The sequence below is a fragment of the Klebsiella sp. YJ genome (genome assembly GCF_002108615.1).
In the GTDB taxonomy this organism is placed as follows: Bacteria; Pseudomonadota; Gammaproteobacteria; order Enterobacterales; family Enterobacteriaceae; genus Klebsiella; species Klebsiella planticola.
The window spans coordinates 75,564-94,556 of record NZ_MTEG01000014.1; the positions used below are offsets into that span (position 1 = coordinate 75,564).

The window sequence follows — 18,993 nt, forward strand, 5'->3', positions numbered from 1 at the left end:
ATCCTCAAGACAGGAGTTGTTTATTTGAATGACAGAGTGATGGGAGATACGTTTTATTCAGGCATACCCGGAGGGCGGTGTGAAGGCCTCATCCGGGATATTCCGCCGTTATCCCCGCCAGGCAATGCGCCATCGGGGATACGGGTTTAATTCTTCTCTGGCGGGAACACTAAATTCAGCACAATGGCGGTGATACCCCCGGCAGCGATGCCAGAGGAGAGCAGGTTCTTCAGCCAGTCAGGGGCGAACTGCAGAATCAGCGGCTGCTGGGAAACGCCGAGGCCCACTGCCAGCGACAGGGCGATAATCAGAATCGCGCGGCGGTTGAGCGGTTCGCGGGAGACGATGCGCACCCCGGAAGCGGCGATAGTACCGAACATCACCAGCGTTGCGCCGCCGAGGACCGGCTCCGGAATATGCTGGACAAAGCCGCTGACTGCCGGGAACAGGCCCAGTACGATCAGCATCAGCGCCACCACGAAGCCGACATAGCGACTGGCGACGCCGGTCAACTGAATTACGCCGTTATTCTGGCCGAAGCAGGAGTTCGGGAAGGTATTAAAGACGGCGGAGACAAAGGAGTTCAGGCCGTTAGCCAGCACGCCGCCTTTCAGGCGCTTCATATACAGCGGACCGGAGACCGGCTGCTCCGACACGTCAGAGGTGGCGGTGATATCGCCGATGGTTTCCAGCGAGGTGATCATAAACACCAGCATCAGCGGCAGCAGCAGGCTCCAGTCGATGCCCAGGCCGTAGTAGAGCGGGGTCGGGACCGTAATCAGGCTATCGTTGGCAGGCGCGGTATTTGCCGGCAGCATATCCAGCAGCCAGGCCGCCAGGTAACCCGCCGCCATGGCGATAACCAGCGACGCGATGCGCAGATACGGGTTGCGCTGGCGGTTAAGAATAATGATCAGCGCCAGGACGATGCCTGCCAGCAGCAGGTTTTTCGGCGCGCCGAAGGTATGGTCGGCCATCGCCGCATAGCCGCCGCCGATGGAGGTCAGCCCGACCTGAATCAGCGACAGGCCGATAATCATCACCACCACCCCGGAGACCAGCGGGGTAATCACCCGCCGCGCCAGGTGCAGAACGCGCGAGATGACCATTTCCGTGCAGCTGGCCAGCATCAGGGTGCCGAACAGCGCGGCCATCATCGTCGGCACGTCGGCGCCGCCGGTTTTCAGCGCGGTGCCGCCCATAATCAGCGGGGCGACGAAGTTAAAGCTGGTGCCCTGAATAGAGAGCAGGCCGGAACCGACGGGTCCCCAGGCTTTAATCTGAATGATGGATGCCACGCCGGAAGCGAACAGCGACATGCTGATAATGTGCTGCGTATCCTGAGCCGGGAGGCCCAGCGCCTGACAGATTAACAACGCCGGCGTGATGACCGCGACAAACATCGCCAGCAGATGCTGAAAGGCGGCGAACAGGGTTTGCGGCAGCGGCGGGCGGTCTTCGAGGCGGTAGATTAATTCGCTGGTTGTTTTATGCGCAACCGGTTGCGCAGCTTCTGACTCGGCGGTGTTAACGGACATCACAAACAATCCCAAGGTGGCAAAGCGGGAATTTTATCGGACTGTAGTACAAAAGCAAACGTTTGCCAGCGTTTGCTGAGAAATATTTATACAACTCAGCGGGGTCGGTTATTAATTAACATTTTGTATGCTTGATCGCATCAATATCAAAACAAAATATCTTTTCCTGTCATTTTTTGCGCGGTTCTGCTTAAAATCCCCCTCCGATTCCTCAAGATGAGAAGTAATCGACACCGGGAATACCGACGCGTGTGAATGGATCATGCGCCTTTAAGGAGCTCTTTTTATGTTTCATCTCGATACCTTATCGACGCTCGTTGCCGCAACATTGGTGCTGCTGTTGGGCAGACAACTCGTGCAGAATGTCCCCTTCCTGAAAAAATACACAATCCCTGAACCCGTCGCGGGCGGTCTGCTGGTGGCGCTGGCGCTGCTGGTGCTGAAAAAGAGCATGGGTTGGGAAATTGACTTTGATATGAGCCTGAAAGACCCGCTGATGATGGCGTTCTTTGCGACTATCGGTCTGAACGCTAACCTCTCCAGCCTGCGGGCCGGCGGCAAAGTGGTGGGCACCTTCCTGATTGTGGTGGTGGGACTGTTGCTGCTGCAAAACGCCCTCGGCATCGGGATGGCGAAGCTGCTAGGGCTGGACCCGCTGATGGGTCTGCTGGCAGGCTCAATTACCCTGTCTGGCGGCCATGGCACCGGCGCGGCGTGGAGTAAGCTGTTTGTTGAACGCTACGGCTTTGCCAACGCGACCGAAGTCGCAATGGCGTGCGCCACCTTTGGTCTGGTGTTGGGTGGTTTGATTGGCGGCCCGGTGGCGCGCTATCTGGTTAAACACTCTTCTTCACCTGACGGAACGCCGGATGATCAGCTGGCGCCTACCGCCTTCGAAAAACCGGATATGGGCCGCATGATCACCTCGCTGGTGCTGATTGAGAGCATCGCCTTAATTGCCATCTGCCTGACGGTAGGGAGGGTGGTTGCGCAACTGCTGACCGGCACCGTCTTTGAGCTGCCCACTTTTGTCTGCGTACTGTTTATCGGGGTGATCCTCAGCAACGGTCTGTCGCTGTTAGGTTTCTATCGCGTGTTTGAGCGTGCGGTATCGGTGCTGGGCAACGTTAGCCTGTCGCTGTTCCTTGCCATGGCCCTGATGAGCCTGAAGCTGTGGGAACTGGCTTCGCTGGCGCTGCCGATGCTGGCGATCCTCGCGGTCCAGACGGTGGCGATGGCGCTGTATGCCGTCTTCGTGACCTATCGCATGATGGGGAAAAACTATGACGCCGCCGTGCTGGCGGCCGGGCACTGTGGTTTTGGTCTCGGGGCGACGCCGACGGCGATTGCCAATATGCAGGCAATCACCGACCGCTTTGGCCCGTCTCATATGGCGTTCCTGGTGGTGCCGATGGTCGGCGCGTTCTTTATTGATATCGTGAATGCGCTGGTGATTAAGCTGTATCTGCTGCTGCCGATATTTGGCTGATGAGTGGCCCGGTGGCGGCTTGCGCCTTACCGGGCCTACAAAATCCTGACTCTGTAGGCACGGTAAGCGTAGCGTCACCGGGGCAGTCCTGTGGTCGCGGTTACTCGTGTTCTTCCCACGCCAGCGCGCGTTTCACCGCTTTTTTCCAGCCGTTGTAGCGGTAGTTACGCTCGGTGGTTTCGATACCCGGGCGGAACTCGCGCTCAATCACCGCTTTCTCCTGCAGCTCATCCAGATTTTGCCAGAAGCCAACGGCCAGACCTGCGAGGTAAGCGGCGCCCAGCGCCGTCACTTCACGCACTTCCGGGCGCTCTACGCGGGTACCCAGAATATCGGACTGGAACTGCATCAGGAAGTTGTTGGCCACGGCACCGCCGTCGACGCGCAGGGCGTGCAGACGAATCCCTGAATCTGCCTGCATCGCTTCCAGTACATCGCGTGTCTGATAGGCGATAGACTCCAGCGTGGCGCGAATAATATGGTTGGCGTTCACCCCGCGCGTCAGGCCAAAGATGGCGCCGCGCGCATACGGGTCCCAGTATGGCGCGCCGAGACCGGTAAAGGCCGGAACCACATACACGCCGTTGGTGTCTTTCACTTTAGTGGCGAAATATTCGGAATCGAAGGCGTCGTTGATAAGCTTCATTTCATCGCGCAGCCACTGAATGGAGGCGCCGGCCATGAAGACTGCGCCTTCCAGCGCATAGTTCACTTCCCCGCGTGGGCCGCAGCCGATCGTGGTCAGCAGGCCATGCGTGGAGGTTACCGCTTTTTCCCCGGTATTCATCAGCATAAAGCAGCCGGTGCCGTAGGTATTTTTTGCCATCCCCTCTTTGACGCACAGCTGGCCGAACAGCGCCGCCTGCTGGTCACCGGCGATACCGGCGATAGGAATACGCGTGCCGCCTTTACCACCGATGTTGGTTTGACCGTATACCTCGGAAGACTTGCGCACTTCCGGCAGCATCGCGCGCGGAATATCCAGCGCCTCCAGCATCTTGTCATCCCAGTCCAGTTCGTGGATGTTGAACAGCATGGTACGCGAGGCGTTGGTGTAGTCGGTCACGTGGACGCGGCCCTGGGTCATTTTCCACACCAGCCAGGTATCCACGGTTCCGAACAGCAGTTCGCCGCGTTTTGCCCGCTCGCGGGCGCCTTCCACGTGATCGAGAATCCATTTTACTTTGGTGCCGGAGAAGTACGGGTCAACCACCAGGCCGGTGGCCTTGCGAATGTACTCTTCCATGCCGTCACGTTTGAGCTGTTCACAGATCTCTGCGGTACGACGGCACTGCCAGACGATAGCGTTATAGATCGGTTTACCGGTTTCGCGCTCCCACACAATGGCGGTTTCACGTTGGTTAGTGATCCCGATTGCGGCGATCTCGTCGGAGCTAATATCGGCTTTTGCCAGCACTTCAACCAGCGTGGAGCTTTGCGACGCCCAGATCTCCATCGGGTCATGCTCAACCCAGCCTGGATGCGGATAAATTTGTTCAAATTCTCGCTGAGAAACGCTGACGATATTGGCATCGTGATCCATCACAACGGCTCGGGAGCTGGTGGTGCCCTGGTCGAGCGCAACGATATATTTTTTGTCGGTCATAGTATGAGTCCCGTAGTCAGATTACAGCGAAGCGTTGTGTTGCGTAGTCGAGGTGCTCTCTTTCTCTTCCTCGACGCAGGTGTCGCAAGGCAGGTGGCGGCCGATCAACTTACGATAGCTGAACGCGCCCAGCGCGGCGCCCACCACCGGTGCGCACAGCGGCACCAGGAAATAAGGAATATCTTTACCGCCGGTGAAGGCGACGTCGCCCCAGCCGGCAAGCCAGGCAAACGTTTTTGGTCCGAGGTCGCGGGCCGGGTTCATGGCAAATCCGGTCAGCGGTCCCATGGATGCGCCGATAACCGCAATCAACAGGCCGATTAGTAGCGGCGCCAGCGGACCACGCGGAATCCCATTGCCGTCATCAGTCAGTGCCAGGATAACGCCCATCAGGATAGCGGTAATCACCATTTCTACCGCGAAAGCCTGCACAAAATTGATGTGTGGGTTCGGGTAAGTGGAGAAAATACCGGCCAGCTCAAGACTTTCGACGCTACCGCGCACCATATTGTGGCTGTGTTCGAAATCGAAGAAAAGATTGTAGTAAAGCCCGTAAACTAACGCCGCGGCGCAAAAGGCGCCTGCGAATTGAGAAATGATAAAAGGAACAACTTTACGCCCGTCGAAGCAGGCAAACAGCCACAATGCGATAGTGACCGCCGGGTTAAGGTGCGCACCGGATACGCCCGCGGTCAGGTAGATAGCCATGGCCACCCCCAGACCCCAGATGATGCTGATTTCCCACTGACCGAAGCTGGCTCCCGCAACTTTGAGCGCCGCGACGCACCCAACGCCGAAAAAGATCAACAACCCGGTACCGAGGAACTCTGCGATGCACTGGCCTTTTAATGTTGATGTTTGGCTCATATCGAATCCTGAAGCGAAGTGGTGATTATTGTATGTATGAAGGTCATAGACGACCACGCTGCCTTGTAGGCATAGTGTTAATTTATCGTTAACGAACAAAAACGAGAAATATCGAAATATAAATGTGTGTGCTGCGTCAAGAAAATGAGCGTTTTCGCGCCATAAACGCGTGTTGTGACACATTTGCCCCGCTTTTCCGGCGGATTTTGTTAACCCATTGATTAACAATTGCAGGATAACTTCCACAGAAACGCGCCGAATGCGCCAGGTAAAGACTGAAAAGTGTTGCAAACCGCAATCTGCGCGGGTTGTCGCTGGACAGGGAAGGCGGGGATTCATACAATCGACTGCATGACCACTGTAGTGCGCTTATTTTCGTTAAGGCGTCACCGCGTAGGTACACAACATCATTCGGGATGTGTCAAAACGGCAAGCGAATGAATCCTCGCCGCTTACTTCGGTAAGTGTTCGGGAAGCACCCGCTAACGCAGAAGCAGCTTGAAGGACGACGTGTACGGGATAGTACTCTATCAACGCCTTGCAAGTTCAGGAGAGGTATGACGATGTCATTAGAAGTGTTTGAGAAATTAGAATCAAAAGTACAGCAGGCGATTGATACCATCACTCTGTTGCAGATGGAAATCGAAGAGCTGAAAGAAAAAAACAACACGCTGGCGCAGGAAGTCCAGGGCGCACAGCACGGCCGTGAAGAGCTGGAGCGTGAAAACGGTCAGCTGAGAGAACAGCTGCAGGGCTGGCAGGATCGTCTGCAGGCGCTGTTGGGTCGCATGGAAGAAGTGTAACCCTCTCGCCCTCACCCTCTCCTCTCCTGGAGAGGGTAAGCATTCCCCTCCGCTTTACATATACTCACAAGTTATAGCCAATCTTTTTTTATTCTTTAATCATTGTTTCGCTTTCTGGCACGCTTAACTCATCACAACACGACATAAAGAGAGCGGTGCGATGAACAAGTGGGGCGTTGGGTTAACTCTGTTGCTGGCATCCGCCAGCGTTCTGGCCAAAGACATTCAGTTATTAAACGTATCTTATGATCCAACGCGCGAGCTGTACGAACAGTACAACAAGGCATTCAGCGCGCACTGGAAACAAGAAACCGGCGACAATGTGGTGATTCGCCAGTCGCATGGCGGCTCCGGCAAACAGGCGACGTCGGTGATCAACGGTATCGAAGCCGATGTCGTGACGCTGGCGCTGGCCTACGATGTTGATGCGATCGCTGAACGCGGCCGTATCGATAAAAACTGGCTGAAACGTCTGCCGGATAACTCCGCGCCGTATACCTCTACCATCGTGTTCCTGGTGCGTAAAGGCAACCCAAAACAGATTCATGACTGGAACGACCTGATTAAACCGGGTGTGTCGGTGATTACGCCAAACCCGAAAAGCTCCGGCGGCGCACGCTGGAACTACCTGGCCGCCTGGGGCTATGCCCTGCACCAGAATCACGGCGACCAGGCAAAAGCCCAGGAGTTTGTGAAGGCGCTGTATAAGAACGTCGAAGTGCTGGATTCCGGCGCGCGCGGTTCGACCAATACCTTTGTTGAACGCGGGATCGGCGATGTGCTGATTGCGTGGGAGAACGAAGCGCTGCTGGCGGCGAACGAGCTGGGCAAAGATAAGTTTGAAATTGTGACTCCGAGCGAATCGATTCTTGCTGAACCGACCGTCTCCGTGGTTGATAAAGTGGTCGATAAAAAAGGCACCCGCCAGGTGGCTGAAGCTTACCTGAAGTATCTCTACTCGCCGGAAGGCCAGGAGATTGCGGCGAAGAACTTCTACCGCCCACGTGACCCGGCAGTGGCGAAGAAATATGCCGATGAGTTCCCGAAACTGAAGCTGTTTACCATCGACCAGGAGTTTGGTGGCTGGACTAAGGCCCAGAAAGAGCACTTCTCAAACGGCGGCACTTTCGATCAAATCAGTCAGCGTTAATCGTTCCGAACGCCCGGTTAAATAGCCGGGCGTTTTTATTTAGTCATCAAACTACGCTACTCTTCCGTTTCTGGCTGGACAGGAAAAGATGATGAGAAGAGTACGATACCTTTTATGGCTGCTGCCGGTGCTTGTGCTGGCAGCGGCGGCCGGCGGCTGGTACTGGCTGCATTCCGGTAACCCTGACGCGCTGCGACAGATTGTTTTGCAGCAATGCGTTCCTAATCAACAGCAGCACCAAACTCCCTCGCCGTGTGCCGACGTTAATCTGCAGGGCGGTTACGTGCTGTTTAAAGATCGTAACGGACCCCTGCAGTATTTGCTGATGCCGACGTACCGAATTAACGGCACCGAGAGCCCGCTGCTGCTCGACCCGTTAACGCCGAACTTCTTCTGGCAGGCATGGCAGGGACGCGACATCATGAGTGAGCGCCGCGGTTCGGCAATACCGGATAGCGCCGTGTCATTAGCCATTAACTCCCGTAGCGGACGCACGCAAAACCATTTCCATATTCATATCTCCTGCCTACGCGAAGATGTGCGTGCCCGGCTGGATAACGATACCGCAGCCATCAGCAGCCGATGGCTGCCGCTTCCCGGTGGTTTGCTCGGCCATGAATATCTCGCGCGGCGAGTGACTGAGTCCGAACTGGCGCAGCGTAGCCCGTTTCTGATGCTGGCGGAAGAGGTGCCGGAGGCGCGTGAACATATGGGGCGCTTTGCGCTGGCGCTGGCGAAACAGAGCGATGGCTCGCTGGTGCTGCTGGCGACCGAGCGCAACCTGCTGACCCTGAATCGTGCCTCTGCGGAAGAGATCCAGGATCATCGCTGCTCTATCCTGAAATAACCTTTATTGCTGAGCCATGCGGGTTCCCGCATGGCTGGCTATTTTTTGATAGGTTTACCTGCCTCGCCCCCGATCGTATTCTTGCTGAAAAAACGACAGGAGACAGGCATGTCGCTCTGGTTTTCTCACCCTCTGTTCCTTCCCTCGCTGATTATCGCGATAACCATTCTGCTGTGGGCGACCTCGCTGTTGCCGGAGTTTATGACCGCGCTGCTGTTTTTCGCGGCGGCGATGATCGCCAAAATTGCGCCGCCGGAAGCGATCTTTGGCGGGTTTGCCTCGTCAGCATTCTGGCTGGTATTCAGCGGCTTCGTCCTCGGGATTGCGATTCGTAAAACCGGACTGGCGGACAGAGCGGCGCGGGCGCTATCGGCGCGACTGACGGACTCCTGGCCGTTGATGGTGGGTAGCGTCGTGCTACTCAGCTATGCGCTGGCCTTCGTGATGCCGTCGAATATGGGGCGCATCGCGCTGCTGATGCCCATCGTGGCGGCGATGGCTAAGCGGGCCGGTATCGCAGACGGCACGCGGGCCTGGTATGGGCTGGCGCTGGCGGTGGGGTTTGGGACCTTTCAGCTGTCGGCGACCATTCTGCCCGCCAACGTCCCGAACCTGGTGATGAGCGGCGCCGCCGAAGGTTCGTACGGGATCCACCTTAATTACCTGCCGTACTTGCTGCTGCACACGCCGGTGCTGGGCTGGCTGAAGGGGGGGATCTTAATTGCTCTGATTTGCTGGCTGTTCCCGGGCAAGCCGCATCCGCCGCGCGAACTGACGCCGCTTCCGCCGATGAGTCGGGACGAGAAGCGCCTGGCCTGGCTGCTGGCCGTAGTGCTGGTGCTGTGGGTGAGTGAAAGCTGGCACGGTATCGGGCCCGCCTGGACGGGACTGGCAGCCGCAGTCGTCACGCTGCTGCCGAGGGTTGGCTTTATCAGCGGGGAGGAGTTCTCCAGCGGGGTGAATATACGCACCTGCATTTACGTCGCCGGGATCCTCGGACTGGCGATTACCGTCACCCAAACGGGGATCGGCGAGGTGGTCGGCAATGCGCTGCTGCAGGTGATGCCGCTCGACAAAGAGAGTCCGTTCACCAGCTTCCTGGCATTAACCGGCATGACCAGCGCCCTGAACTTTATTATGACCGCTAACGGCGTCCCCGCGCTGTACACCACCTTTGCGCAGAGCTTTTCCGATGCCACCGGTTTCCCGCTGCTAAGCGTGATTATGATTCAGGTATTGGGCTATTCCACGCCGCTGCTGCCGTATCAGGCGTCGCCGATTGTCGTGGCGATGGGGCTAGGCAAAGTGCCGGCGCGGGCGGGAATGCTGCTGTGTATCGTGCTGGCGGCGGTGAGCTATTTGATTCTGCTGCCGCTGGACTATCTGTGGTATCACGCGTTGGGGAAATTGTAGCGGCATAAAAAAGCCCGGATGCGGCGCCTGCGCGCGTTGTCCGGGCTCCTCGTATTGCGCTATCCCTTCACCCCGGTAAGCGGTGCGCCGCCGGGGCCGGGATGAGTGCAGGTTACGCTTTTTTCGCTGCTTCAGCTGCTTTAACGATCACCGCGAAAGCGTCTGCTTTCAGGGAGGCGCCGCCAACCAGCGCGCCGTCGATGTCCGGCTGGGTGAACAGTTCTGCTGCGTTAGAAGCGTTAACGGAACCGCCGTACTGGATGATGACCTGCTCAGCCACTTTCGCGTCTGCTTTCGCAATGTGATCGCGAATGAATTTGTGCACGGCCTGAGCCTGTGCCGGAGTCGCTGATTTGCCGGTGCCGATTGCCCAGACAGGTTCGTAAGCGATAACCACGCCTTCGAATGCCGCAGCGCCCTGAGTTTTCAGAACGGCGTCGATCTGACGTGCGCACACTTCTTCCGTTTTGCCCGCTTCGTTTTCTGCTTCAGTTTCGCCGATGCACAGAACCGGAATCAGACCCTGTTCTTTCAGAACCGCGAATTTCTTAGCGATGAACTCGTCAGACTCGTTGTGGTAAGTACGACGCTCAGAGTGACCGATGATGATGTATTCAGCACCGACATCTTTCAGCATTTGAGCCGAGGTTTCACCGGTGAATGCGCCGGACAGGTTCAGGTCAACGTTCTGCGCGCCCAGGTGAATGTGGCTACCTTCTGCCGCATGCTTAGCCAGATCGATGTACATTTCTGGCGGAGCGATTGCAACGGCACAGCCAGAAACGCCAGCCAGTTCGGTACGCAGGTTAGCAACCAGTTCGTTTACCATGTGGCGGCTGCCGTTCAGTTTCCAGTTACCCATCACTAAAGGATGTCGCATTTTAATTCTCCACGCTACGTTAAGCGAATTAAGGAATATAGCCACCCGTCAGGGCAGCATGGTCTGTCAAACAGTATAGAGATTCATCGTTGGAAAGGCTTTGCTTTTTGTCATTTATTATTGCTCTCCAGCGTTTCAGATAGCGCCAGCTTAATCGGTTCAACAGCGAAGGTCAGTCCTTTTTCACCGTTGTCTGCGACAACATAACGTATCGCACCTTCCGTTTCAGCGAAGTAACGTTTTCCCTTGCCGGCGGCGAGCATTTTCTGCAGTTTTTGCTGGCTCTGAGCCACGCTTAAGGTGGGCGCGAATATGCGTAACACGGCGCTCATATACTCCTGCGCTTTGGCCTTCGCCGCTTTCTGCTCGGGCCCCTGAATAGGTAGCCAGGTCACCTGCATCGATTTTATTTTCAGAGTACCGCGCTCCAGCGCCGTGGAGGCGTAGAGATTTTCATTAATTTTGCTCGCCGCACGGGTCAGATTTTCCCTGTCGCGGCTGGAGGCAATGGCGCGAAATTCATTCAGCTGCAGCTTCGGATTCTGCGCATTGAATTTTTCCCGAAAGTCGCTGATAGACATATCAAAGGTAGGGGCGCCCGCCAGCAGATAAGGGGCGGTGGCGGAGGATTCGGGCACCGCGGACAACGCCTTCGGGCCGACGGATATGGCCGTCAGCCCAATAAAACATACAGTCATCCACGTCTTCATGCCGGTCTTTCCTTTTTTTGCCTGCAGACGATTAAAACGGGAACCGTCGCGCTTGTCAAAAAGTGACGGCTTCAGGGTAAACTACGCGAATGATGATGATAAGGAATAAAACATGACCCTACAGCAGTGGATGTTCTCAATTAAGGGGCGTATCGGGCGCCGTGATTTCTGGATCTGGATGGCCATCTGGGTTCTTGCCATGAGCGCGCTCTTTACCCTGGCCGGCACCCATTTGCTCAATGTGCAGACCGCCGCGTTTATCCTGGTGTGCCTGCTGTGGCCGACGGCGGCGGTGACGATCAAACGCCTGCACGATCGCGGTAAATCGGGGCTCTGGGCGCTGCTGATGATTCTGGCGTGGATGCTGCTGGCGGGGAACTGGTCGGTGCTGCCGGGCGTCTGGCAATGGGTTGTCGGGCGGTTTGTGCCGACGCTGATTATCGTCATGATGTTCATCGACCTGGGCGCATTTGTCGGCACCCAGGGCGAGAATAAATTTGGTAAAGATACGCAGGATGTTCGCTGGAAGGCGGAGCCCTGATTACCAGTATTGCTCGGCGGTCATGTGGCCCGGCCGGCGGCGTAAATGTTTGGTCATCTGCCGGGTTTCTTTCAACAGCTGCTGGGTATCACGCACCATCTGCGGGTTTCCACACAGCATCACGTGGCTGGTATCGACGTTCATCGGCAGGCCAACGGCCTCTTCCAGGGCGCCGGTGTCGATAAGAAACGGAATCCGTCCGGTCAGCGAACCGGCGGCGGTTTCACGGCTCACGACGGTCTGAATCCGCAGCTTTCCGCCATAGCGCTGTTCTAATTCGCGCATTAGCGGCAGGTAGCTTAAATCGGCCTCATAGCGCACGGCATGGACCAGCACCAGGTTTTTGAAGCGCTCAAGGTCTTTACCTTCCTGCAGAATTGACAGATACGGGCCGAGCGCGGTGCCGGTCGCCAGCATCCATAAGGTTTCGCAGTCAGGCACCTCTTCCAGAACGAAGAATCCCGCGGCTTCGCTGACCAGCTGAACGTCATCGCCCGGTTTGAGCGCCGCAAGGCGTGGACTGAGCTTACCGTCCGGGACGGTGACCAGATAGAATTCCAGATCGGGATTGCCCGGCGCGTTAACGTAGGAATAGGCGCGCTGAACGCGCTCACCGTCAATTTCCAGTCCGAGCTTGGTAAATTGCCCGGCGGTAAACGGGTGAACGGGCGCGTGGACGTACAAACTGAACAGCGTATCGGTCCAGAACTCTATTTTTTTTACTTTACCGCTAACCCAGTCCGCCATCATCTTCTCCCGTTGCGCAAAGCGTTGCCTTATCTTCGTTGCACGCGGCAAAGATTTCCAGCCTGACGGCGCCGAAAAGCTCTATTGATCAAATATTCCCGTCATACTTCAATTGCCTGTGGGTTGGCGGCATCCGTTTTCGGCCCGTCCCTGGGCCTGGCGCCAGCGTGCATTCCGCACGGGCGATCGGATGTTTACAGAATATGCAGCTGGATATCCGGGTCTTTACGGTCGAGATAATGAATGGACTGAATACGGCGAATCGTACGGGATTTACCGCGAATCAGCAGCGTTTCGGTGGTGGCCATATTGCCCTTACGGGTAATGCCATCGAGCAGATCGCCTTTGGTAATACCGGTTGCGGAGAACACCACATTATCACTACGGGCCATTTCGTCCAGGCGCAGCACTTTGCCCGCTTCGATGCCCATCTCTTTGCAACGCGCCAGCTCGTTCTCGCCGATACGACGGTTTTCTGCGGTATCGCCTTTGACATCGTGACGAGCCAGCAGGCGACCCTGCATGTCGCCATCCAGAGCGCGGATCACCGCGGCGGAAACCACCCCTTCCGGGGCGCCGCCGATGCCATACAGGACGTCTACTTCGCTGTCCGGCATGCAGGTCAGAATCGACGCTGCCACATCGCCATCCGGAATGGCGAAGACGCGAACGCCCGACTGCTGGAGTTCGGCAATCACCGCATCATGACGCGGTTTGGCCAGAATGGTGACGGTCAGCTCGGCCAGCGGTTTATTCAGCGCCGCTGCGACATTACGCAGGTTCTCCGCCAGCGGCAGATTGAGGTCAATCGCCCCTTTTGCCCCTGGACCGACAATCAGTTTTTCCATGTACATGTCCGGCGCGTTCAGGAAGCAGCCTTTATCGCCGACCGCCATCACCGCCAGCGCATTGGCCTGGCCCATGGCCGTCATGCGCGTCCCTTCGATAGGGTCAACGGCGATATCCACCGCATCACCGTTGCCGGTGCCGACCTTCTCACCGATATACAGCATCGGCGCTTCATCGATTTCACCTTCGCCAATTACGATGGTGCCGTCGATATTAATCAGGTTGAGCATAATGCGCATGGCGTTGACGGCGGCGCCGTCGGCGGTATTTTTATCGCCGCGGCCCAGCCATTTATAGCCTGCCAGCGCGGCAGCCTCGGTGACACGCGAAAATTCGATGGCCAGTTCTCGTTTCATAATCCACTCGTTGTGAAGATAAATTGCGCGCAGCATCCTGCTCTGGCCCTGCGGGACAGAGCGGACGCTAGGCGTTGGAATAGCGTTCGGTTTCCGGCATCCAGCGTTCAATAAGCGCCTGGGCCTGCTGAGAATAACGTTCGTGAATATGACGAGCGATGCGCTGAACGTCCGGGATCATCGCCTGATCGCGCAGCAGATCGGCGACTTTAAACTCGGCGGTGCCGGTTTGTCGGGTACCGAGTAGCTCGCCGGGGCCGCGGATTTCCAGGTCTTTCTGGGCAATAACGAAACCGTCGTTGCTGTCGCGCAGAACCTGCAGGCGTTTCTGCGCCGTTTTTGACAGCGGTGATTTATAGAGTAGCACGCAGTGGGAAGCGACCGCGCCGCGCCCGATGCGTCCTCTGAGCTGGTGCAACTGCGCCAGCCCCAGACGTTCCGGGTTCTCGATAATCATCAGGCTGGCATTCGGTACGTCGACCCCGACCTCAATGACCGTGGTGGCGATCAGCAGGTGCAGTTCGCCCTGCTTGAAGGCCTGCATAACCGCCTGTTTATCTGCCGGTTTCATCCGGCCATGCACGAGGCCGATATTCAGCTCCGGCAGCGCGAGCTTAAGCTCTTCCCATGTCGCTTCTGCCGCCTGCGCTTCCAGCAGATCGGACTCTTCGATCAGGGTGCAGACCCAGTAGGCCTGACGCCCTTCCTGAGTACAGGCGTTGCGAACCCTATCGATAATATCGTGGCGACGGGTATCGGGGATGGCCACCGTGGTGACCGGCGTTCGGCCCGGCGGCAATTCGTCGATAACTGAGGTATCAAGATCGGCGTAGGCGGTCATCGCCAGGGTTCGTGGAATCGGGGTGGCGGTCATGATCAGCTGATGGGGATGGAAGCCCTGCTGCTGGCCTTTTTCCCACAGCGCCAGACGCTGGTGGACGCCGAAGCGGTGCTGCTCATCAATAATCACCAGCGCCAGACCGTTGAACTGCACCTGTTCCTGAAAAATGGCGTGGGTGCCGACGATCATCTGTACCTGGCCGCTGGCGATGGCCTCCTGCTGTGCCTGGCGGGCTTTCCCTTTCTGTTTGCCGGCCAGCCAGCCCACTTCGATGCCCAGCGGCGCGAACCACTGGCGGAAGTTATTGGCGTGTTGTTCCGCCAGCAGTTCGGTTGGCGCCATCAGCGCTACCTGTTTGCCGTGAGCGATCGCCCGCAGCGCTGCGAGGGCGGCAACCAACGTTTTACCAGAGCCGACGTCGCCCTGTACCAGACGCATCATCGGCACATCGAGCGCCATATCGCGTTCAATTTCGGCGGTGACTCGCTGTTGTGCGCCGGTTGGCTTAAAGGGCAGGGAGGCCAGCAGCTGGTTTTTGAATGTGTCGTTTGCGCTGAGCGCCAGGGCATGATAACGCTGGGCGCCGGCGCGAAGCGCCAGCATGCTCAGGTTATGCGCCAGCAGTTCTTCCAGAATTAAGCGCTGTTGCGCCGGATGCTTACCGCTTTCCAGGTCACTGAGCTGCAGCGACGGCGGCGGACGGTGTAATGTGCGTAGCGCCTCCGGCAGGCTCATCATTCCCTGCGCCAGTTCGGGCGGCAACAGCTCGGCGATGGCGCAGGTCGCCAGTAATTCCAGCGCCTGATCGGTGAGCTTGCGCAGCGTCGCCTGCTTGATGCCTTCGGTGGTGGGGTAAACCGGCGTCAGCGTTTCCTGTAGATCGGGTGTGCTCATGTCACCCTGCACGCGATATTCCGGGTGAATCATCTCCGCCCCGTATTTTCCCCGTTTGGCTTCTCCGTAGGCCAGCACGCGGCGGCCGGTCGCCAGGCTGTTTTTCATGGCGGCGTTGAAGTTGAAAAAGCGCATGGTGAGAATACCGGAACCGTCGCTGATCTGGCAGGTCATCATTCGGCGGCCGCCGAAGGTGATGTTGCTACTGAGAACTTCACCCTCAACGGTGGCGTAAACGCCCGGCAGCAGCTCGCCTATCTGGTAAAGATGGGTGCGGTCTTCATAGCGTAGCGGCAGGTGCAGAAGGAGATCCTGCACGGTATGCAGGCCGATTTTCGCCAGTTTGTTGCTTTGTGCCGCTCCAACGCCGGTGAGCGAATTGAGCGGGACAGCATCTAACAGGCGACCGGCCATTTACCCTTCATCCTTCAGACTGCGTCTTGTCTGGCCTGCTCCGGCACGGTTGTCCCGCGTGCTGCTGTGAGCGGAACCAGAAGCCTGCATGGTTGCCCACCACGCGTCATCGGCTTCGACTTCGCCCTGCGCATTCACGTAGGGGTAAGGCAGACCTTTTTGTTTTGCCACTCTGGCCAGTACCGGATACCCGCCTTCAAACAGCAGGCGCTGCTGTTCTTCTTCCGGCAGCATGCTGTTCTCACGCTTATACATCCCCGCATTTTGCCGTTGGCGCTGGGCTTCATACAGAATCAGAGCCGAGGCGACGGAGACATTCAACGACTGCACCATGCCAGTCATCGGAATGATGATGTCCCGATCGGCCAGCGCCAGGGCTTGCTGGGTAATGCCGGTTTTTTCCTGACCCATCAGGATGCAGGTTGGGCGGGTATAGTCGATTTCGCGGAAATCGACGGCTTTGTCAGAGAGGTGAGTGGCCAGGATCTGCATGCCCTGGCCCTTTAAATGGCTGACGGCATCGTCAATCGAGCGGTGGGTTTTAACCTGCACCCAGCTATTGCTGCCGGCGGCGGCAGAGGCCATCGTACGCATGCGGCTACTGGGCCAGATGGCGTGGACTTCATGCACGCCAACGGCGTCTGCGGTACGAATCACCGCAGAGACGTTATGAGGTTTATGGACCTGCTCCATGCAGACCGTCAGGTCAGGCTGGCGCCTGGCGAGCATCTCGCAGATACGCGCATAACGCTGTGGATTCATAAACACTTCATCCTTCAAATTGCCTCGGCGTTAGCCGTACTCATTACCCCGGCTACGTATTCCTGTACGGGCCGGGTAATTCATTCGCTCGCCGCGCGATCCGGCTGACTGCACGGCCCTTCGGGATCGGTACGGTGCAAAACGCAAATGATTTTGCGCACAAGGTTAGTTTCGGTTACGGGTGACTTTAATTACATCCGGCATAACGCGAATTTTGCGCATAATATTCGCCAGATGGACGCGATCGCGCGCCGTCAGGCGGATAAACGCGCTGTACACGCGACCATCTTTTTCTTCGGTATTCAGACTCTGAATATTGGAAGAGGCGGTGTTAATGGCCGCAGTGAGGTTCGCCAGTGCACCCTGGTGGTTAAACATATCCACCTTAATTTCGGTGATAAATTCCTGCGCGGTCTCTTTATCCCACTCGACGGCCATAAACTTCTCTGGCTCTTTCTGATAGCCACGAATGTTACGGCAGGACTCATGGTGAATGACCAGGCCTTTGCCGGGGCTGACGTGGGCGATAATCGGGTCGCCGGGAATCGGACGGCAGCACTTCGCAAAGGTAATCAGCACGCCGTCAGCGCCTTTAATCGGCAGATGACCGTGGCCTGAAGAGGCGCCCTGCGCCGGTGCGGTGACGGTCTCGCCCTGTTGCAGGTTTTTGGCTACCACGACGCTCATCGCGTTGCCGAGGCCAATTTCCGCCAGCAGATCGTCAAGGCTGGCCAGCTTCATGCGTTCCAGTTCGCGCTGAATGCTCTCCTGCGGGATTTCAGCCAGTTTACGGCTGCCGCCCAGGGCATGGTTGAGCAGACGGCGGCCCAGACTGACGGAGTCATCGCGCTTAAGGTTTTTCAACAGCTGGCGAATTTTGGCGCGCGCTTTTGAGCTGACGACAAAATTCAGCCACGCGGCATTCGGACGTGCGCCCGGTGCGGTGATAATTTCCACCGTCTGGCCGCTGGAGAGCGACTGGGACAATGGATATGGCTGGCGGTCGACGCGTGCGCCAACGCAGGCATGGCCGATATCGGTATGCACCGCGTAGGCGAAATCCACCGGCGTGGCGCCAGCGGGGAGTTCGACAATACGCCCTTCCGGGGTGAAAACGTAAATCTCATCCGGGAACAGATCGGATTTGACGCTCTCGATAAATTCAAACGAACTGCCTGCGCTTTGCTGCAGCTCCAGCAGGCTCTGCATCCAGCGCTGCGCGCGGATTTGTGCGGTGGTGCTGCTTTCGCCGCCGTGCTCTTTATATGCCCAGTGCGCCGCAACCCCCATTTCTGCCATCTGATCCATGTCTTCGGTACGAATTTGTACTTCAACCGGGACGCCGTGAGGGCCGATCATCGAGGTGTGCAAAGATTGATAGCCGTTCGCCTTGGGAATGGCGATGTAATCTTTCATCCGGCCAGGACGAGGCTTATAAAGGCTATGCATCTGGCCAAGCACGCGGTAGCAGGTGTCAGAATCATGCACAATCACGCGGAAGGCGTAGATATCCATAATCGAGTGAAAACGCTGCTCTTTCAGCACCATTTTGCAGTAGATGGAGTACAGATGCTTCTCGCGACCGCTGACGCGACAGGGGATTCCCGCTTCCTGTAAACGCCCTTCGATTTCAGAGAGGATCTTTTGAATCATCTCTTTACGGTTGCCGCGCGCCGCTTTGACGACTTCTTTGATGACGCGATAGCGGTTGGGATACAGCGCTTCAAAGCCCAGCTCTTCGAGCTCGGTTTTGATGTGGTGGATACCTAAACGGTGGGCCAGCGGGCTGTAGATCTCCAGCGTTTCGCGGGCAATGCGGCGGCGTTTATCCGGGCGGAGTGAGCCCAGGGTGCGCATGTTGTGCGTGCGGTCGGCAAGTTTGATCAGGATGACGCGGATGTCCTGCACCATCGCCATAATCATTTTGCGAAAGTTTTCGGCCTGCGCCTCTTTCTTATCGCGGAACTTGAGCTTATCAAGTTTCGATACCCCCTCTACCAGCTCAGCAACGCTTTTGCCAAAGAGCTGCTCCATATCCTGGTAGGTGGCAGGGGTATCTTCAATCACATCATGCAGTAGCGCAGCCATCAGCGTTTCATAGTCGAGCTTCATCTCGGCCAGAATGCAGGCTACCGCTACCGGGTGCGTGATATAGGGTTCACCGCTTGAACGTGTCTGGCCCTCGTGAGCGTCACGTGCAACGAGATATGCCTGCCGAAGACGCTTGATTTGCTCTTCCGGCAGGTAATTTTGAATCAGCTGATTCAGGCTTTCAAACAGATACAA

Annotated in this window: 16 protein-coding genes; 6 read left to right on the forward strand and 10 right to left on the reverse strand. The window is 57.1% G+C overall.

The window, feature by feature from the left end:
• Positions 1-146 precede the first annotated feature (146 nt).
• Positions 147-1,538 carry a nucleobase:cation symporter-2 family protein gene (locus BV390_RS15930; protein ID WP_032690245.1) on the reverse strand — a complete coding sequence of 464 codons (1,392 nt, stop codon included), beginning with the start codon at positions 1,536-1,538 and terminating at the stop codon, positions 147-149.
• A 286-nt stretch (positions 1,539-1,824) separates the two neighbouring features.
• Between BV390_RS15930 and gltS the strand changes: the two genes are divergently transcribed.
• Positions 1,825-3,027, forward strand: a complete 1,203-nt coding sequence (gene gltS, locus BV390_RS15935; RefSeq protein ID WP_032690246.1) for a sodium/glutamate symporter — start codon at positions 1,825-1,827, stop codon at positions 3,025-3,027.
• A 100-nt stretch (positions 3,028-3,127) separates the two neighbouring features.
• Here gltS and glpK read toward each other — a convergent pair whose 3' ends face one another.
• Both glpK and BV390_RS15945 read right to left on the reverse strand, forming a co-directional pair.
• A complete protein-coding gene (glpK, locus tag BV390_RS15940) occupies positions 3,128-4,633 on the reverse strand; it encodes a glycerol kinase GlpK (protein WP_004868997.1) in 1,506 nt (501 codons plus the stop codon).
• A gap of 21 nt (positions 4,634-4,654) precedes the next feature.
• Positions 4,655-5,500 carry an MIP/aquaporin family protein gene (locus tag BV390_RS15945; protein ID WP_004868993.1) on the reverse strand — a complete coding sequence of 282 codons (846 nt, stop codon included), beginning with the start codon at positions 5,498-5,500 and terminating at the stop codon, positions 4,655-4,657.
• A gap of 557 nt (positions 5,501-6,057) precedes the next feature.
• Between BV390_RS15945 and zapB the strand changes: the two genes are divergently transcribed.
• The 4 genes from zapB (at position 6,058) to BV390_RS15965 (ending at position 9,713) form a co-directional block, all read left to right on the forward strand.
• Entirely contained in the window at positions 6,058-6,303 is a 246-nt protein-coding gene (gene zapB, locus BV390_RS15950; RefSeq protein ID WP_086815662.1) for a septal ring assembly protein ZapB, read from the forward strand.
• Positions 6,304-6,463: 160 nt separating this feature from the next.
• The gene (locus tag BV390_RS15955) at positions 6,464-7,453 is read left to right on the forward strand and encodes a sulfate ABC transporter substrate-binding protein (RefSeq protein ID WP_004868989.1); all 990 of its coding nucleotides are present in this window, start codon (positions 6,464-6,466) and stop codon (positions 7,451-7,453) included.
• 91 nt (positions 7,454-7,544) lie between these two features.
• Positions 7,545-8,300 carry a CDP-diacylglycerol diphosphatase gene (locus BV390_RS15960; protein ID WP_032690248.1) on the forward strand — a complete coding sequence of 252 codons (756 nt, stop codon included), beginning with the start codon at positions 7,545-7,547 and terminating at the stop codon, positions 8,298-8,300.
• Positions 8,301-8,408: 108 nt separating this feature from the next.
• Complete coding sequence (locus BV390_RS15965) at positions 8,409-9,713, forward strand: SLC13 family permease (protein ID WP_032697017.1); 1,305 nt, start codon at positions 8,409-8,411, stop codon at positions 9,711-9,713.
• 112 nt (positions 9,714-9,825) lie between these two features.
• Here BV390_RS15965 and tpiA read toward each other — a convergent pair whose 3' ends face one another.
• Together tpiA and BV390_RS15975 are read right to left on the reverse strand one after the other, a co-directional pair.
• Positions 9,826-10,593 (reverse strand): triose-phosphate isomerase, encoded by a 768-nt coding sequence (gene tpiA, locus BV390_RS15970; RefSeq protein ID WP_015585511.1) that lies wholly within the window; start codon positions 10,591-10,593, stop codon positions 9,826-9,828.
• Positions 10,594-10,703: 110 nt separating this feature from the next.
• Positions 10,704-11,303, reverse strand: coding sequence for a DUF1454 family protein (locus BV390_RS15975; protein ID WP_032690250.1), 600 nt, complete (start codon positions 11,301-11,303; stop codon positions 10,704-10,706).
• Positions 11,304-11,415: 112 nt separating this feature from the next.
• Here BV390_RS15975 and BV390_RS15980 point away from each other — a divergent pair, with 112 nt between their 5' ends.
• The gene (locus BV390_RS15980) at positions 11,416-11,844 is read left to right on the forward strand and encodes a DUF805 domain-containing protein (protein ID WP_032690251.1); all 429 of its coding nucleotides are present in this window, start codon (positions 11,416-11,418) and stop codon (positions 11,842-11,844) included.
• Here BV390_RS15980 and fpr read toward each other — a convergent pair whose 3' ends face one another.
• From fpr to spoT, 5 genes are all read right to left on the reverse strand, one after another.
• Entirely contained in the window at positions 11,845-12,591 is a 747-nt protein-coding gene (gene fpr, locus BV390_RS15985; protein ID WP_032690252.1) for a ferredoxin--NADP(+) reductase, read from the reverse strand.
• 194 nt (positions 12,592-12,785) lie between these two features.
• Entirely contained in the window at positions 12,786-13,796 is a 1,011-nt protein-coding gene (gene glpX, locus BV390_RS15990) for a class II fructose-bisphosphatase (protein WP_004868975.1), read from the reverse strand.
• 67 nt (positions 13,797-13,863) lie between these two features.
• On the reverse strand, positions 13,864-15,945 hold the full coding sequence (gene recG / locus BV390_RS15995) for an ATP-dependent DNA helicase RecG (protein WP_085397102.1): 2,082 nt from the start codon (positions 15,943-15,945) through the stop codon (positions 13,864-13,866).
• Positions 15,946-16,707, reverse strand: a complete 762-nt coding sequence (gene trmH, locus BV390_RS16000) for a tRNA (guanosine(18)-2'-O)-methyltransferase TrmH (protein WP_032690254.1) — start codon at positions 16,705-16,707, stop codon at positions 15,946-15,948.
• Positions 16,708-16,872: 165 nt separating this feature from the next.
• On the reverse strand, positions 16,873-18,993 hold the full coding sequence (gene spoT / locus BV390_RS16005; RefSeq protein ID WP_032690255.1) for a bifunctional GTP diphosphokinase/guanosine-3',5'-bis pyrophosphate 3'-pyrophosphohydrolase: 2,121 nt from the start codon (positions 18,991-18,993) through the stop codon (positions 16,873-16,875).

Coding starts and splice junctions, on each gene's coding strand:
- BV390_RS15930 (WP_032690245.1), bottom strand. CDS start 1,538: ATGTCCGTTAACACCGCCGAGTCAGAAGCTGCGCAACCGGTTGCGCAT.
- gltS (WP_032690246.1), top strand. CDS start 1,825: ATGTTTCATCTCGATACCTTATCGACGCTCGTTGCCGCAACATTGGTG.
- glpK (WP_004868997.1), bottom strand. CDS start 4,633: ATGACCGACAAAAAATATATCGTTGCGCTCGACCAGGGCACCACCAGC.
- BV390_RS15945 (WP_004868993.1), bottom strand. CDS start 5,500: ATGAGCCAAACATCAACATTAAAAGGCCAGTGCATCGCAGAGTTCCTC.
- zapB (WP_086815662.1), top strand. CDS start 6,058: ATGACGATGTCATTAGAAGTGTTTGAGAAATTAGAATCAAAAGTACAG.
- BV390_RS15955 (WP_004868989.1), top strand. CDS start 6,464: ATGAACAAGTGGGGCGTTGGGTTAACTCTGTTGCTGGCATCCGCCAGC.
- BV390_RS15960 (WP_032690248.1), top strand. CDS start 7,545: ATGAGAAGAGTACGATACCTTTTATGGCTGCTGCCGGTGCTTGTGCTG.
- BV390_RS15965 (WP_032697017.1), top strand. CDS start 8,409: ATGTCGCTCTGGTTTTCTCACCCTCTGTTCCTTCCCTCGCTGATTATC.
- tpiA (WP_015585511.1), bottom strand. CDS start 10,593: ATGCGACATCCTTTAGTGATGGGTAACTGGAAACTGAACGGCAGCCGC.
- BV390_RS15975 (WP_032690250.1), bottom strand. CDS start 11,303: ATGAAGACGTGGATGACTGTATGTTTTATTGGGCTGACGGCCATATCC.
- BV390_RS15980 (WP_032690251.1), top strand. CDS start 11,416: ATGACCCTACAGCAGTGGATGTTCTCAATTAAGGGGCGTATCGGGCGC.
- fpr (WP_032690252.1), bottom strand. CDS start 12,591: ATGGCGGACTGGGTTAGCGGTAAAGTAAAAAAAATAGAGTTCTGGACC.
- glpX (WP_004868975.1), bottom strand. CDS start 13,796: ATGAAACGAGAACTGGCCATCGAATTTTCGCGTGTCACCGAGGCTGCC.
- recG (WP_085397102.1), bottom strand. CDS start 15,945: ATGGCCGGTCGCCTGTTAGATGCTGTCCCGCTCAATTCGCTCACCGGC.
- trmH (WP_032690254.1), bottom strand. CDS start 16,707: ATGAATCCACAGCGTTATGCGCGTATCTGCGAGATGCTCGCCAGGCGC.